The organism is Serratia sp. Tan611 (genome assembly GCF_905188235.1).
In the GTDB taxonomy this organism is placed as follows: domain Bacteria; phylum Pseudomonadota; class Gammaproteobacteria; order Enterobacterales; family Enterobacteriaceae; genus Serratia_B; species Serratia_B rhizosphaerae.
On sequence record NZ_LR994655.1, the window covers coordinates 648,169 to 663,846 of the forward strand.

The 15,678-nt window shown below is 58.1% G+C and carries 14 protein-coding genes; 8 read left to right on the forward strand and 6 right to left on the reverse strand.

Annotated features, from left to right (window positions below; all coding sequences use genetic code 11):
* Positions 1 to 118 precede the first annotated feature (118 nt).
* Both TAN611_RS02980 and TAN611_RS02985 read right to left on the reverse strand, forming a co-directional pair.
* Positions 119 to 523 (reverse strand): putative T6SS immunity periplasmic lipoprotein, encoded by a 405-nt coding sequence (locus tag TAN611_RS02980; protein WP_187043677.1) that lies wholly within the window; start codon positions 521 to 523, stop codon positions 119 to 121.
* Positions 520 to 1,059 (reverse strand): hypothetical protein, encoded by a 540-nt coding sequence (locus TAN611_RS02985; RefSeq protein WP_105229627.1) that lies wholly within the window; start codon positions 1,057 to 1,059, stop codon positions 520 to 522. Before TAN611_RS02985 ends, TAN611_RS02980 begins: the two co-directional genes overlap by 4 nt.
* 249 nt (positions 1,060 to 1,308) lie before the next feature.
* On the opposite strand from TAN611_RS02985, the gene TAN611_RS02995 reads away from it, so the two are divergent.
* Positions 1,309 to 2,169 carry a 3-hydroxyacyl-CoA dehydrogenase family protein gene (locus TAN611_RS02995; protein WP_203067272.1) on the forward strand — a complete coding sequence of 287 codons (861 nt, stop codon included), beginning with the start codon at positions 1,309 to 1,311 and terminating at the stop codon, positions 2,167 to 2,169.
* A 470-nt stretch (positions 2,170 to 2,639) separates the two neighbouring features.
* Positions 2,640 to 3,776, forward strand: coding sequence for a porin (locus TAN611_RS03000; RefSeq protein ID WP_203067273.1), 1,137 nt, complete (start codon positions 2,640 to 2,642; stop codon positions 3,774 to 3,776).
* Positions 3,777 to 3,801: 25 nt separating this feature from the next.
* On the opposite strand, the gene TAN611_RS03005 is transcribed toward TAN611_RS03000, so the two are convergent.
* A complete protein-coding gene (locus TAN611_RS03005; RefSeq protein WP_105229630.1) occupies positions 3,802 to 4,623 on the reverse strand; it encodes a helix-turn-helix transcriptional regulator in 822 nt (273 codons plus the stop codon).
* 119 nt (positions 4,624 to 4,742) lie between these two features.
* Here TAN611_RS03005 and TAN611_RS03010 point away from each other — a divergent pair, with 119 nt between their 5' ends.
* Positions 4,743 to 5,126, forward strand: coding sequence for a hypothetical protein (locus TAN611_RS03010; protein WP_203067274.1), 384 nt, complete (start codon positions 4,743 to 4,745; stop codon positions 5,124 to 5,126).
* 9 nt (positions 5,127 to 5,135) lie between these two features.
* Positions 5,136 to 6,014, forward strand: a complete 879-nt coding sequence (locus TAN611_RS03015) for a helix-turn-helix domain-containing protein (protein ID WP_203067275.1) — start codon at positions 5,136 to 5,138, stop codon at positions 6,012 to 6,014.
* 75 nt (positions 6,015 to 6,089) lie between these two features.
* Here TAN611_RS03015 and TAN611_RS03020 read toward each other — a convergent pair whose 3' ends face one another.
* The gene (locus TAN611_RS03020; RefSeq protein ID WP_203067276.1) at positions 6,090 to 7,631 is read right to left on the reverse strand and encodes a glycosyl hydrolase family 28-related protein; all 1,542 of its coding nucleotides are present in this window, start codon (positions 7,629 to 7,631) and stop codon (positions 6,090 to 6,092) included.
* Positions 7,632 to 7,970: 339 nt separating this feature from the next.
* On the opposite strand from TAN611_RS03020, the gene TAN611_RS03025 reads away from it, so the two are divergent.
* A complete protein-coding gene (locus tag TAN611_RS03025; RefSeq protein ID WP_172606353.1) occupies positions 7,971 to 8,891 on the forward strand; it encodes a L,D-transpeptidase family protein in 921 nt (306 codons plus the stop codon).
* An 82-nt stretch (positions 8,892 to 8,973) separates the two neighbouring features.
* On the opposite strand, the gene TAN611_RS03030 is transcribed toward TAN611_RS03025, so the two are convergent.
* Positions 8,974 to 10,230 (reverse strand): aminotransferase class I/II-fold pyridoxal phosphate-dependent enzyme, encoded by a 1,257-nt coding sequence (locus TAN611_RS03030; RefSeq protein ID WP_105229633.1) that lies wholly within the window; start codon positions 10,228 to 10,230, stop codon positions 8,974 to 8,976.
* 303 nt (positions 10,231 to 10,533) lie between these two features.
* Here TAN611_RS03030 and TAN611_RS03035 point away from each other — a divergent pair, with 303 nt between their 5' ends.
* Positions 10,534 to 11,700 carry a phospholipase D-like domain-containing protein gene (locus tag TAN611_RS03035; RefSeq protein ID WP_203067277.1) on the forward strand — a complete coding sequence of 389 codons (1,167 nt, stop codon included), beginning with the start codon at positions 10,534 to 10,536 and terminating at the stop codon, positions 11,698 to 11,700.
* A gap of 188 nt (positions 11,701 to 11,888) precedes the next feature.
* Here the strand turns inward: TAN611_RS03035 and TAN611_RS03040 are convergent, their stop codons facing one another.
* Positions 11,889 to 13,010: an iron-containing alcohol dehydrogenase gene (locus TAN611_RS03040; RefSeq protein ID WP_203067278.1), complete on the reverse strand. Its 1,122-nt coding sequence runs from the start codon at positions 13,008 to 13,010 to the stop codon at positions 11,889 to 11,891.
* A 507-nt stretch (positions 13,011 to 13,517) separates the two neighbouring features.
* Here TAN611_RS03040 and TAN611_RS03045 point away from each other — a divergent pair.
* Both TAN611_RS03045 and TAN611_RS03050 read left to right on the forward strand, forming a co-directional pair.
* The gene (locus TAN611_RS03045) at positions 13,518 to 14,273 is read left to right on the forward strand and encodes a LuxR family transcriptional regulator (RefSeq protein ID WP_197951228.1); all 756 of its coding nucleotides are present in this window, start codon (positions 13,518 to 13,520) and stop codon (positions 14,271 to 14,273) included.
* A 97-nt stretch (positions 14,274 to 14,370) separates the two neighbouring features.
* Entirely contained in the window at positions 14,371 to 15,672 is a 1,302-nt protein-coding gene (locus TAN611_RS03050; RefSeq protein ID WP_111738117.1) for an FAD-binding oxidoreductase, read from the forward strand.
* The last annotated feature ends 6 nt before the right edge of the window (positions 15,673 to 15,678 follow it).

Genomic DNA, 15,678 nt, shown 5'->3' on the forward strand with positions numbered 1-15,678 from the left:
GTAGCCTGCCGGGCGTGTCGTCGCACGCCGGTTATTATTTGAGAATAATAATCATTATTTATACGAAAGGGGAGCGGTTTATTGCCGACGGGCCGTTGAATGGCCGTCTGCGCAGCGCTCAAGGGCGGAGAATCAGCCGGCCGTCGGGGGTTTTGGCGAGGGAAAATTCGTGGGTATATTTACGTCGCTCACGATCGTGATTAAGCGAGACGCCCATCATCACCGCATAGTTGCCAACCTGCCAGGCGGCCTGCGGGTATGTGACGCACTGGCCGGGCAGCAGTGCCGGCAGCGGATGAATGTCAGGCGAGGTCCAGACAATATCCCATTGCTGCGATGACTGCCGGGAGACGATGATGCCGCGGTTTTGCAGGCTATCGTGAGGGCTGACGCTGTCGGCAGGTACGGCGAAGCAGGGCTGGTTATCTTGCAGCGAAACCTGCAGTGGGTAATACCACTGTTTTTCCAGCTGGCAGCCGCTTAGCGTCAGTAGGCTAAGCAATATCCAGGGTATTTTTCTCATGGTAAATTCCTTCTATTTGCGGGGTCTTTCAAAAATAGTCGTAGAACCCATTCGTAGCGCCTTTTTAAGTCAGGTCCTTTTATCCCCTGCATATTTGATATGGCATCAAATCCGTTACGCCCGAATTTGATTAAATAAAAATAATCAGCAAGAATGCTTGCCTGAACTTCCATTCCATAATCTGATAATAACCTATAGTCTGGCAAGGAATACTTGTATGACACAGCCCAGCTACCTAACCCTCTAAGTCGTACATTTACGCCCAGTTGATACTGCCAAACATGAGCCATTTCATGAATGAACCAATGTTGATCATTAGCATTGGCTATGGAAAAATCTTCTTTGAAATGTTTGGGCATAAAGTATATTTCACCGTTCGGTGTGACGGCTGTGTCTTCGTTTTGTAGTCCAAAAGGAAAATAGCTTCCGTTATGAACCATCACTCGTGAATAGTCGATTGAGTTCTTATATATATAGCGTGATAAAGTTATTTCACCAGTACTAAGTTTTCTTGACTTCCCTTTTGGAATGACCATTTATTTTTATCCTTAAAAATAATTTTGGAAAAAATATAATATCTTTACATCAATGGAAATGATCCATGACATGTTTATCGCTGTTATTTTTTCGTCCTATTTTCCTGCCCCACCGGCGACGGCCGGCGCGTCGATGGATGGCGGGTGTTGACCGATCTGGCCTATCTTGAAAGAGAAGACGGCGCATTTGTACTGCGCGAACGCGCGCCGGACGTGGCGCTGGCGCCCCCCTGAGCAGAGGAGCATGAGATGCAGCAGATGAACACGATGGTACTGGGTGCGGGGCTGATGGGCATCGGCATCGCTACGCATTTTGCCCGTCACGGGCGGCCGGTGCTGCTGTACGACACCGACCCCGCGCGTCTGGCGGAGGTGCCGGCGGCGGCGGGCAGCATTCTGGCGGAGCTGGCGGCGGCCGGACTGGCCGATCCGCAGGAGAGTGTGGCCACGCTGGCGCGTCTGCACACCACGAACGAGCTGGCGCAGGCGGCGTCGGCGCAGCTGCTGATCGAGGCGATCCCTGAACGGCTGGCGCTCAAACACACGCTGTACGCCCAGCTGGAAGCGCTGATCGCCGACACGGCGATTATCGCCAGCAACACCATCGGCCTGCCGCCGGACCAGCTGGCGGCACCTCTGCGCCATCCGGAGCGGCTGCTGATCGCCCATTTCTGGAACCCGCCGCATCTGATTCCGCTGGTGGAGATCGTGCCCGGCAGCGCCACCGAAGCGCGTCATCTGGCGACGGTCGAACGGCTGCTGACGGCGCTGGATCTGGAGGCGGTGGTGTTGGATCGTGCTGCGCCGGGCTTTGTCGGTAACCGCCTGCAGTTTGCGCTGCTGCGCGAGGCGCTGCATATCGTGCAAAGCGGCATCGCCAGCCCGCAGGTGGTCGACCAGGTGATGCGCGCCTCGCTGGGGCGGCGCTATGCGATGGTCGGGCCGCTGGAGGCGGCCGATATGACCGGGGACACCGTGGCGGATATCGCCCGTCATCTGTTGCCGACGCTGGCCGCCGGCGACGGGATGATGACGCTGGTGCAGGAAAAGGTGGAGCAAGGGCAAACCGGCCTGCGCAGCGGCGTACCCATCAGCTGCGCTTTGCGCTGAAGCCTTAAACCACCGCGAGCATCAGATCGATGCCGGCCATGAATGCATTGGTCGCGTTAGCGGCCTGCAATATGGACGGCGGCTGGCTGGCGCAATAAATAACGCTTTGGCGGATGCCGCCGCGACGGCATCCGTTAGCCAATATTTCCCTGTGGTAATTATCACGCCCCGCACCTATTTTAACGTCCGTTTTATTTTTTCTGATTTGTTATGAAATATTAATGGCCGGCCGTATTATCGGTTAGAGAACGACATTTATGCTGATTATTTGCACATCATTTATTGTTTTGTTGCCGTTGGTAGCATTCTGATACGTTTTTATTTCTTCGCCGCTGCCATTTATCTTTTTATGTATTAGGTCATGAGATTTTATCCCTTGCGTCGCTTTGTTATATCGGGTAATTATTAATTTATGGCCAAGAGCCATGGCAGTTAATAATAAGAAAAACTTATTTCAGACAGGGGTAGTAATGAAAATGATAAAAACGCCAATTATTATTGGCGGCGTCCTGCTGTCGGCGTTATCCGGCGCCGCGCAGGCGGAAATTACCATCTTGGAGAAAAACCCGCAGAGCAATGTGTTGTTGGCGCCGCTGAGTTTAAAAGTGGGCGGCAGCATTCGGCCGGAATGGATTTTTAATAATGGCCCGGAGCCTGGCTATGATAAAAACGGTCATGACGGCGGCACGCGCTTTCGTTTCAGCGCCGATTACGCCCTGAACCAGCATACCTCGGCCATCGGCTACTACGAATGGGGTGTGGATCTGGCGCACGCGCTGAGCTGGGACGGGCATTACGACGAAGACGGCAAGCGCGACTATCAGCGCCAGCTGTATGGCGGTTTTAAAGACGATCGCTACGGCACGCTCACCTATGGCCATCAGTACGGCATCTATTATTCCGTGGTCGGAATTAAAAGCGACGTCTGGGATAACGATGGTCACGCCGGCGGCACCGGCATTGGTATTTCCGGCGACTATGATGGCGGTAATAAACCCAAAAACAGCCTGAAATATACCAATGACTTTGGTCCGCTGACGCTGTACGCCAACTATTTGCTGCCGGAAGATGATTTGCACACCGCCAATAACCTCAGCTACCGGCGTTCCGGCGGCGGCGGGCTGGGGTTCGATTATAAAATCGATCCGACGCTGACGCTGAGCGCGGCGTATAGCTACACCGACGCCAAGGTGAAAGATGACCGTTATAACGAGCAACAATATCACCAGCAGCTGTCAGGGACGGCGCTGACCTGGCAGCCGGACAACTGGTATATCGTCGGTACCGCCAGCTACTATAAAGATTATGTGCCCAGCACCCGCGAGCGCAGCCTGTCGCACTTCTTTGCCGGCGACGGTTACGGACTGGAAGGGTTTGTCGGCTATACCTTTAATATCGACAAGCCGTTCCTGAAATCCGTCCAGCCTTATGTGGCTGCGGACTCGCTGCGGCTGAAAGGGCAGGAAGATTACCACGCCAATCACGTCTATCTGGGGGCAGGCACCACCATCGGCTACGGCCTGTCGGTGTATGTTGAACGCACGCTGGCCAACAGCAGCGACAATGAGCCGGACTCCACCTGGGTGACGGTGTTTTACGACTTCTGACCGCCGGGCGCCGCGCTCGCGGCGCCTACATGGCGATGGTGCCGGACGGCATTGGGCCGTCCGCCGCCTTTTCCGCCAGATAGCGCGCCGGCGGCTTGCCGACCGCTTTCCTGAACATGGTGACAAAGCCGCTGGCGCTCTCATAGCCCAGGTCCAACGCCACGCTCTGCACGCTGACGCCCTGCGTCAGGCGTTGCAGCGCCAGCATTACGTGCAGCTGACGTCGCCAATGGCCGAAACTCATCCCCAACTGCTGCTGCAGCGTACGGCTCAGCGAGCGTGTGCTCATGCCGATATGCTGCGCCCATTGCGCCTGCGTGCGCTTATTCGCCGGGTCCGCCAGCAATTGATCCATCAGCTGGCGGATACGCGCGTCCTGGGAGACCGGCAGATGCAGATTTTCCACCGGCGCCGCCGCCAACTGATCCAACAGCACCGTCGTCAGCCGGCCCTCGGCCCCGTGCTGATCATACAGCGGGGTAAAGCGGCTGGCAGCCAGCAGCAGTTCGCGCAGCAGCGGTGAAATGGTCAGGGTGCAACTGCTGGCTGGCAGATCGCCGGCGGCGGCCGGGTCGACAAACAGGGCATAACACTCGGTGGTGCCGGTGCCGCGCGCGCTGTGCAGCACATTGCCGGGCATCCATAGCGCACACTGCGGCGGCACCAGCCACAGCCCGTTTTCCACCTCGCAGCGCAGCATGCCGCGCGCGGTATAAATCAGCTGCGCCTTTTGGTGACGATGCGGCTCGACTTCCCAATTTTCGTGAATCGTCGCGCCCTGCACGGCGAACACCGGGCGCGGCACGTTATCAATGTCCAGACAGGCCTTTTTGGTGACAAAAGACATGAGAATGACTCTCATTTTGGCGTAAATGAAAAATAGTATGTCCTGATTGTGCAATGCGGTCTAGTGCCGTTGTCGATAAAGTAAGCGGCAATCCGATAACTGTTTGCAGGAGATGCAAGATGTCCTTTGACGCCGCAACCTTCCCTTATGTCCGCATGTATCGGCCCGCCGGGCAGCCGCGTGACGTCGTCGCCGAATTTGCCGAATTTGGTGCGCTGCTGGCGCGGCGGCAGCCGTTTGTGATTGTGTGTGAACCGCGCTCTGACGAGCAGGGAGAGCCGACCCGCGATGAACGCACGCAGGTCGCGCTGTGGAAACGCGAACACCGCGCCGCGCTGAAACAGTATGTAAAAGGCATGGTGATGATCGAGCCGGATAGCGCGCGGCGACTTGCTGCGGGGCCGTTTGCCGAGTACTCCAGCAAGTTTTGGGGATACCCGGTCGAGGTTGTGGCTGATAGCGAACAGGCGCATCGGCTGGCGCAGACGTGGTTGAATCACTAAGGGGGCTATATGCATCAACGGGAGGTGGTTAGCCAACTGCTGGCGTGGATTGAGCAGAATCTGGAGCAATCGCTGTCGCTGGATGAGATCGCGGCGAAAGCCGGCTATTCCAAATGGCATCTGCAGCGGATGTTCAAACGCCAGACCGGCCACGTGCTGGGCACCTACGTGCGGCGCAGAAGACTGAGCGCTGCGGCGCGCGAACTGCGGCTGACGGGCACCAGCGTGGCGATTATCGCGGATAAGTATCAGTTTGACTCCCAGCAGACCTTCACCCGAGGTTTCCGCCGGCAGTTCGGGCTGCCGCCGGCCGCCTACCGCCGCAGCGCGGAGTGGCCGGGCTACGGCATGCAGCCGCCGCTGCGCTTGTGCGCGCCGCCGCTGCCGGCGGCGGATTTTGTCGAACTGCCGGCAATGCGGCTGGTGGGGCGGACGCAGCGCCGCACGCTGACGTTAAACGAACTGAGCCGACGGAAAAAAGAGCTGCGTCAGAGCGCCTGGAATGCGCTGCGCTGCCCGCTGTCCGGGCCGCCGGCGGTGGCTTACGGCCTGGCCCGGCTGGATGTCGACAGCCGCCAGCAGGATCGTCAGTGCATGGCGTACACCGTTGCCCTGGACGATGAGCAAACGGCGGGGGAGGAGGTGAGGATTGAACCGGGAGAGTACGCCAGCTTTGTCTACCAGGGGCAGGCGGAGGATTTCCAGAATTTTATCGCCCGCGTTTACGACAGCGTGATGCCGGCGTTGAACGTGGTGCGCCGTCCGGGTAGTGATATTGAGCGTTTTTACCCCGCGCAGGGCGGGTTTTACCATCAGGCCGGCGCGGCGATCCACTGCGAATATCTGATCCCCATCCGCCGTTTATCGGCGCAGGCAACGCGGCGTTGAGCGAAATCAACACGTGAAAACCGGCGCATGATGCGCCGGCGGTGGAGGTGATGATGTCGCGATCCGAGGGGCGGATCAGGCGACGCGGATGGCGTTCATAAAGATATTTCTGCTGGCGCCGGTGCTTTGATGCACCAATAGCTTCAGCCCGTCGACCTTGAACTGCATATTGGAGGCATACACCACGTTGGTAATAAACGCTTCATTGCCCCTGACGGTGACGTTCGCTTCCCCTGAGATACCCGTCGTGGTGGAGGTGACGTATACCTTCCACATGGCGATAGTGGCTGAAGTATTCGCTCCCAGCGAGAAGATCCAGGTCGGGCTGTTATTGGGCACGTTAACCGATTTATTTAACCCCAGCAGCTTGCTCTGATTGAAAAGGCGTAAATGGGTTCTGACCTGCGTTTCGTCCTTATACGCGCTGATAAACGGCGTATTGCTGTGGCTGGTGGCCGTCATCTCCAGGCGGTCCGCAGTGCTGGCCACGCCAAGGCCGCGATAGTTGGAGGTATCGTTGATTGACGTTGCGCTGGCCGCCCGGTACTGGCTGGTGAAGAGGTTATGCCCGACCAGACCGCCGATATATTCAGGCTCAATAATGCATTTGCCGAAACCACCGGTGCGAATATTGGCGACTACGTCAAAGTAGCGGGCTTCGGTGGTGGTGCAGGTAATGATTTTATCCGCCGTGGCCTTCCAACTGCCGTCCTGATTGCTCAGCGGCTTGCCTGCCGTCCAGGTGCTCTGGCCGTCCAGCGCATTCTGCGTATCGGTGACCAGAATGTAATAGTTGCCCTGATGATAGGAAGGCTCCGTCAGTACCGTGCCGGTGACGACGCCGTCGCTGATGGTGTCGCCGAAGCCGATAACTTTGCCGTTATTTTCCGTATCCGGGTTGTTGGCGCCCAGGTTCATCCAGACCGAGAACTTGCCGTTATAGTCGTAGGTGCCCTTGTAGATGTTGGTGTACTGCGCCCCCGAGAGCAGAATTACCCCGCCATATTTGTTTGAGGCGAACCATTGAATATCAAATGAATGGCACTCCGCGACGGTAGTAAAGCCCGGCACTTTATCGCCGGTGCCGATCAGTGCCCCCAGATAGCCGCCGTACCAGCTGCAGCCGGCGAGATCGTTCATCCCCGTTACCCGCTGGGTGTCTTTATAGCAGCGGTAACCGATAATGAAGTTTTTCATGCTGCCGCAGTACAGCCTTGAGGCGGTGATGCCGTTCCCCCAGTTTCTGAACCAGGTCGCTTTATTGGCGCCATTGAAATATTCGACGCGCAGGTCAATGTTGTTTTGACTGCCGGCGGATTGATGGGGGGCGATCGCCGGTGTGGCATCCCACCATTTTTCCGGCAGCGCGGGGAACTGCTCGCCGACAATCAGCGATTGCAGGTGCAGTGCAAAGCCGTTGCCGTCAGAGCCGATTAACAGTGTTTTATTAATCAGGTAGTTGCCCTTGCCGACAACTTTTCGATATTTATTCACGCGGGCATGGTCGATGGCTTTCTGGATTGCATCGCTGTCATCGTGCACGCCGTCGCCAACGGCGCCGAACATTTCCGGTGATAAGAAATAGCCGGTATTTTCTTCCAGGGTTGTACTCATCATTATCTCTCCGTTATACGTTTACAGGTGAGCGGAACATGGGCTCGGGACAATGGTATAAACGGATAGCGTTGCCGGCACGGGATGCCTGTTGGGTGACGGCTGGCTAAACAAGGCGGTGATTTCTGAGGGGCGGAACAGCGGCGTGTGAACGGCGTCTGGTGGGGGATGGCGATACGGGGATAGGGATTGCGCGGCCGATAGTGATGAAAAAATGCGTGCCGATCGGCGTGAAAATTTCACACTTTTGCTTAAGTGAACATATAATGCGCATCCGGCTGTTACAGGCCGGAGAGAATTTTGACCGATATTGCCAGTGCGGCCCACCAAACCAACACGAAGATAAACATGAGCATTCGCGCGTTATTAACCCTGTTTACGGCCCTGGTGGCGTTCAGCCAGACCGCCCTCGCCGTTGTTTACCCTCTGCCGGCCAAAGACAGCCGTCTGGTGGGGGAGAATATCCAGATCCAGGTCCCTGAGGACAGCAAGCTGCCGCTGGAAAGTTTTGCCGCGCAGTACCAGATGGGGCTGAGCAATATGCTGGAAGCCAACCCGGGCGTCGATCCCTTCCTGCCGAAGGCTGGCAGCACGCTGACCATCCCGCAGCAGCTGATTCTGCCGGATACGCCGCGTCAGGGCATTATTATCAACAGCGCAGAAATGCGTCTGTACTACTACCCGAAGGGCACCAACACCGTAGTGGTGCTGCCGATCGGCATCGGTCAGTTGGGTAAAGACACGCCGATGAACTGGGTCACCAGCGTGCATCGCAAGAAAGACGGCCCGACCTGGACGCCAACCGCCAAGATGCGTGAAGAGTATGCGGCGCAAGGGGAAATCCTGCCGGCGGTGTTCCCGGCCGGCCCGGATAACCCGATGGGGCTGTATGCGCTGTATATCGGCCGCCTGTACGCCATTCACGGCACCAATGCCAATTTTGGCATCGGCCTGCGCGTCAGCCACGGCTGCGTGCGTCTGCGCGCCGACGATATCAAATACCTGTTCGATAACGTGCCGGTCGGCACGCGCGTGCAGTTTATCAATGAGCCGGTGAAAGCCTCGGTCGAGCCGGACGGCAGCCGCTATCTGGAAGTGCACAACCCGCTTTCCGCCAACGAAGAGCAGCTGAAGTCGAAAGATCCGGTGCCGGTGATGCTGTCGCCGGCGGTTGGCAAGGTGCTGATGGACAGCGGCGTCAACCAGAGCGAAGTCGACGCGGCGATCAAAGCGCGTTCCGGCATGCCGGTGAAAGTGAACTGAGCCACGTTCGCTGAGTCATAAACGATAGAATGCCGGTCGGTGCGAACTGACCGGCATTTTTTTGCGGGCAAGACGCCTGGCTTTACGGCGCCACCGCCTCTCTTGCCGCGCACAGCACCTGCAGCGCCAGGTCGAGATCGTCTTTGCTGTGGTGGTATGTGACGTTCATCCGTAAGCGTTCAAGGCCTTTGGACACTGCCGGATACCCCACCGGCATCACGTAAATATCCCGCTGGTGGCAGTATTGCGCCATCGCAAAGGCCTGGCTTTCGCTGTAGATCATAATCGGTACGATCGCCGCCTGCTCCGCCCTGACTTCAAACCCTTCTCTGCGCAACGCTGCGACAAAATAGGTGATGTTTTCCATCAGCTTTTTCCGCCGCTGCGGGCCTTCCTGCTCCAGCACGTCAAACGCCGCTAGCATGGCTGCGGTGGTGATTGGCGAGAGCGCGGCGCTGAAGATAAAGCCGCGGGCGGTCATGCGCAGGTAGTGGATAACCGCCTGCGTGGCGGCGATAAAACCGCCTTGGCCGGGCAGCGTTTTGCTCAGCGTACCCATCAGAATGTCGATCTGGCCGCGGCAGGCGAAGTGCTCTTCAATACCTTTGCCGTTGGCACCCAGCACGCCGAGGCTGTGCGCTTCGTCAACCATCAGCAGGGTATTCGGATGCCGGTCGCGCAGGGCGATCAGTGTATCCAGCGGTGCCAGATCGCCCTCCATGCTGTAGACGGCATCGATAATAATCAGCTTGCGCGCCTGCGGCGGCGCGGCCGCCAGCTGTTGGTCGAGGGTCTGCATGTCGTTATGGGGAAACCTCACGACCTGCGCGTTACCGATTCTGCAGCCGTCGATAATGCTGGCGTGGTTAAGTTCGTCGCAAAAAATCACGTCGCCCTTACCGAGCAGGCTGTCGATCACCGTCAGGTTGGTCATAAATCCGGAGCTGAAGGTTAATGCGGCTTCACGGCCAAAGAAGCCGGCGATGCGCTGTTCCAGCCGCTCGTGAATATCCAGGTTGCCGCCGAGCAGGCGTACGCCGTGGGTGCCGGTGCCGTATTGTTTGAGTGCGCTCAGCGCCGCTGCTTCGATAGCGGGATGTTTTAACAGACCCAGATAGGAGTAAGTGCAGAAATTAAGTTTGCGCTTGCCTTCACTGTAGATCCAGGCTTTGTTGTTATCGTCATAGCCGCTTATTTTGCTGAAGAAGAATGAATAGTCACTATTGAGCTTATGGTAGCGGGCAGCGCCTCTGGCTATTTTCTTGTCAAACGCAGACGGTTTATTTATTTGCCGATCGCTGCGGGTATCTGGCGTAGCGTCAGGGTTATGTTCTTTCATCCTTTATCCTTATTTCTCATCGTTTCTTTATTGATGTTCTATTTTTGTCCGGCGGATACGTTCCAGAATGTATCAAAATGACTAATCAATTACTCTAGGATGAAATATTGGAATGCCTCAGTATTTCATTAATTTTCCTGGGGGCGATGTTAATAATCCGCATGTTTATTAATAATTATGATTGTTTGATAGTTAATAAAGAAAATATTTGCTCCATAAATATTCAGCCCGACTTGACAGAATAAGATGAGGTTATGCCTAATGGCCGTCAGTTTTACGCCGCTATGGAGTTACCCGTTGATTATGAGTCACGATGCCGCCAATGCGCGTTTTGACGTGCCCGGCTATGAGCTGGTGTACAGCGCGCCGGTAGAAACCTGCCTGCAGAATGATGACCTGCGCGACAGCGCCGAAGTCTGGCGGCAGATGTTCGCCCAGGCGCGGCAGCGCATCGATATCGCCCAGTTTTATGTGATGAACCAGCCCGGCAGCCGGCTGGATGCGGTGCTGGCGGAGCTGCGCCGCGCCGGCGAGCGCGGGGTGAAAATCCGCCTGCTGCTGGAGCGCAAGGGGCTGCGTAATTCGGCGGCGGATACGCTGGAACAGTTGGCGGCGATCCCGCAGCTGGCGCTGCGCGTGCTGGACTATCAGCCGCTGAGCGGCGGCATTATGCACGCCAAATACCTGCTGGTGGACGGCGAACAGGCGTTTGTCGGCAGCCAGAATTTTGACTGGCGGGCGCTGGAGCATATTCATGAGGTCGGGCTGCGCGTCAGCGATGCCGGCGTGGTGCGCCAGATACAGGCGGTGTTTGAGCAGGACTGGCAGGCGCAGGCGTTGCAGGCGCAGCAGCAGCCGGTGCCGCCGTTGACCTATCAGCCGGCGCCGCCGGCGGACAGTTATTTGCTCGCCAGCCCGCGCGCGTATGTGCCGCCGGGGGTGACCGATACGCAGAGCGAGCTGCCGCGGCTGTTGGCGGCGGCGCAGCGGCGGGTGCGGGTACAGGTGATGGAGTATGCGCCGCTCTCCTTCGGGCCGGGGCGCAGCCGCCCCTATTATGCGGTTATCGACAACGCCCTGCGCGGCGCGGCGGCGCGTGGCGTCCAGGTGGAGCTGATGGTGGCGGACTGGAACACCAAAAAGCCGGAGATCGCTTATCTGAAGAGTCTGGCGCTGTTGCCGAACGTACAGCTGAAAGTGGTGACCATTCCCGCCGCCGGCAGCGGGTTTATTCCCTATGCCCGGGTGATCCACAGCAAAATCATGACCATTGATGAGCGGCTTGCCTGGGTCGGCACCAGCAACTGGAGCGGCGGTTATCTGGATAATTCGCGAAATCTGGAGCTGGTGCTGCATAACGATGCGCTGACCGCGCGGCTGGACCAGCTGTATCAGCAACTGTGGGACAGCCCGTATGCGGCGGCGCTGCGTATTGAGGAAGACTACCCGACGCCTCGGCCGGGCGGCTGAGGCATCTGCGGGGAAACAAAGGCCGATGTATCAAGCCGTTGCTCCCCCGCTTTAAGGTTTACCGATCTTTCTTCTTGCCGAAGAGTTTGATCAGCGCGCCGACAATCAGGCCTACGGCGATGCCGGTCAAAATCCAGTCGATAATGCTCATGTTACTTCTCCGCTATTTCCTTGATCGAATTATATATTCATTCGATATGGAATGCCGCCTCTATCATCTGTTGCCGCTGCCGGGCGGAGTAGTCGAGCAGCGAATTTTTACTGTTGGACTTCTCCACGCTGATGCGCAGCTCGTCCGCCGTCAGAGCCAGCGGTTCCTGCCAGAACGGCGCGATGGCGTGTTCGGTGATGAAGTCGCTCAGGTAATGCTCGGGGCTGCCCGGATGTTGCGGGAACAGCCGCCCGGCCAGCTCTTGCATCAGCCGGCGCTGCTGCGGCTGCTGGCTCTCTGCCAGCAACTGCAGGAACGGCAGTAGCAGGCGGCCGCACACCTGGCCGTGATGGTAGTCGCGCAGTGCGCCTACCTCGCCGGCGATGCCGTGGATCACGCCCAAACCTGCGCTGCTCAGCGTCAGGCCGCCGAGATAGGATGCCTGCATAATGGCCTCGCGCGCATCGTCGCTGCGGTTCAGCGCCGGCCAGGCGTCGAGGAACAGGCGTATGCCGCTCAGCGACTGCTCGCGCGTCAGGCTGCTGGCGGTTTTTGACAGGTAGGCCTCGAACAGATGGGTGAAAGCGTCAATCGCGCAGTAGGCCAGCACGTGGTCGGGCGCGCCCTGCAGCAGCTGCGGATCGAGGATCGCCGTCTGCGGCACAAAATTGGCGTGGCGCAGCGAGGCTTTAACCTGTTTGACGCGGGTATCGGTGATTACCGCGTTTTGGGTGACTTCGCTGCCGGTGCCGGCGGTGGTGGGAATGGCGATCAGCGGCAGGGTGGCGCCGCTGATGGGCGTGTCGCCCACCTTTTCCATATAGCGCAGCGTCGGCAGCGGGTGTTCCACCAGCGCTGAGAATGCCTTGGCGGCGTCGATCACGCTGCCGCCGCCGATGGCCACCACCCGCGCCGCCTGGCCGCGCCAGCGTGCGACCCACTGGTCCAGCTCCTGCGGTGAGGCCTCATGGCTGACGATCTCCCGGCCGATCAGCAGCGGATCGAGCTGCAGCGCCAGCGAGGCGTATATCGGGCCATTGAGAAACGAGCGGCAGCTGAACAGCAGCGTGGGCTGCGGATCCTGCTCCAGCTGCGGGATCAACTGTCCGATGGCGCCCTGGCCGAACCAGGTGTGGCGGTTGGCAATGGTGAGGGTCATGCATGGCTCCTTGGCGAACGGCAAAACGCCAGCATAATTCAGCCCGGCGGCGTGAACCACGATTTCTTGCCATGCAACAGCTTTATAGATTTAGTTTTTTAACGTCAAAGCTCATAGTTAATTGGCACGGTACCTGCGAAGCAGGCTGAACGTGCCTAAGCGCGGGCGCAGGGGGCGCGCCTACGGCCCCTGCAATTGCCGTTTATCTCAGTGACAGAGAAATACTGTACGTTTACGGCAATTCTGATTACACATTGCTGACATAGGCCACGTATAAAAATACCTATCCGGCATACATAACTATTTCTGCCTTCAATCGTCATAGCATTAATATATTAATGAATGCGCCTTTCAGCCGGGCGGGCAAGTTGTGACTGATTTAACACGCCTGCTTTTACCGGCTTGCATTTCAAGCAGTGAGATGCTTTTTATTACTTTCCGGCCGCCCGCTGATTTTCGGGCCGCGCCAGGCGCAGATTGTTAACCTGTTAATACTCGGAGGCGCGGATGGATATTCAGCTTGCCAGACTGACGACGGTGATTGACGCTGTGGCGACCCGCCATTTCTATCCGCACCTGCTGGCCTACCTGGAACGCTTCTTCGCGTTCGATAATGCGCTGGTGTACGCCTTTGAGCAGGATCGGCCGCCGTGCTGCCTGCTGAAGGCGGAAAAAGAGAACAGCGACCGGGTGAACGCGCTCTATCAGCAGGGCGCCTATCTGCAGGATCCGTTTTATCACGCGCTGAACGACGGGCGGCAGGGGGATATCTTCACGCTGCGCCAGTTGGCTCCGCGCGGTTTCTACCACAGCGATTACTACCGCAATTTTTACCGTAAAACCGGCTGGCGCGACGAAGCGGGCATTGTGCTGCAGCTGACGCCGCAGCGCCGGCTGGGGGTGTTTTTCGGTTCTTCACGGCGCACGGTGGCGCTGCGTCAGCCACGGCAGCAAGAGCTGCGCGAAGCGCTGATGTTGGTGCGCAGCGTGGCGCGTCTGCACGGCGATGTGGCGCCGGATGCCGCGCCGGCCACGCCGTGCGATCGCGGCGCGACGGCGCGCGCAACGCTGACCCCGCGCGAGCGTGAAATCGTTGATTTAATTCTGGCCGGGCAAGGCTCGCCGCAGATTGCCGAGCGGCTGTTTATCAGCCTGGGCACGGTGAAAAATCACCGTAAAAACATCTACGGTAAACTGGGCATCGGTTCGCAGGCCGAACTGTTCAGCCTGCTGCTCGGCCCCACGCTGTCGCACAGCGCATGATGTTATAAAATAGTTAAAATATCCCTAAAGGGACATGGCCGCGCCGCCGCCGCCCGCTGATAATCGCCGTCAGGGTCTGGATCAGGGGAGTGCGGCAGTGAACAACAATATCGAATCGTTAACCTACTACGCGGCGACCAAAAAATACGATCTGCGTTTTCCGGTGCTGGAAGAGGACCTGGACGTTGACGTGGTGATCGTCGGCGGCGGTTTTTCCGGCATCAATACCGCGCTGGAGCTGGCGGAAAAAGGCATTACCAATATCGCCATTCTGGAAGGACGCCACCTCGGCTACGGCGGCACCGGTCGTAACGGCGGGCAGGTGATGGCCGGCATCGGCCACGATCTGGAGAAGATCAAACGTCACGTCGGCCCGCAGGGGCTGGAAACCATTTTCCGCATCAGCAATCTGGGCGCCGGCATTATCCGCGATCGCATCAGTAAATACGCCATCGACGCCGACTTCTGCTTTGGCTACGGCTACCTGGGCAGCAATGCGCGCCAGGAGAAAACGCTGCGCGCCTGGCTGAAGGAGTTTCAGGCGGTGGCGCCGGACGAAGAGATTGAACTGTACACCGGCGCGGAGGTGAAGCAGGTGGTCGGCTCCGACAGCTACACCTGCGCGCTGAAACATATGGGTGGCGGCCATGTGCACTCGCTGAACCTGCTGCTGGGGGAAGCCAAAGCGCTGGGCGACTACGGCGTAAAGATCTTTGAAAACAGCAGCGTGCTGGCGGTAGAGTACGGCCCGCGCATTCGGGTGCGTACCGCGATGGGCTCGGTACGCGCCAATAAAATGCTGTGGGCCTGCAACGGCTTTCTCAACGGCCTGGAGCCGGCCATCCACCGCAAAACCATTAATACCTACGCGTTTCAGCTGGCGACCGAGCCGCTGCCGGAGGCGCTGATCCGCCGGATCAGCCCGATCCGCGGTGCCTACAGCGATATTCGTCCGGTGATCGACTACTACCGGGTGACCAATGAGAACCGTCTGCTGTTCGGCAGCGCCACGCGGCTGCTGGAGTATATTCCCGCCGATCTGAAAGCCTGGAACCGCAACCTGATGCTGAAGGTGTTCCCGTACCTGCATGACGTGAAGATTGATATGGCCTGGGGCGGGCCGCTGTGCTGCAGCGCCAATCTGTTCCCGCAAATCGGCACGCTGCCGGCGCACGACAATGTGTTTTACGTGCAGGGCTATTCCGGCTTCGGCGTCACCCCCAGCCATATCGTCTGCAAGGTGCTGGCGGAGGGCATGGCGGAAGGCTCCGAGCGCTACGCACTGATGAGTTCAATCCCGCATGTGGATATCTTCGGCAAGGACAAGCTGCGCCGGGTGATAACCTCCGCCGGCAAAATGTGGCACCAGACGTCCGGTTACTGGAAGGGACGCCGTTAACCGTTA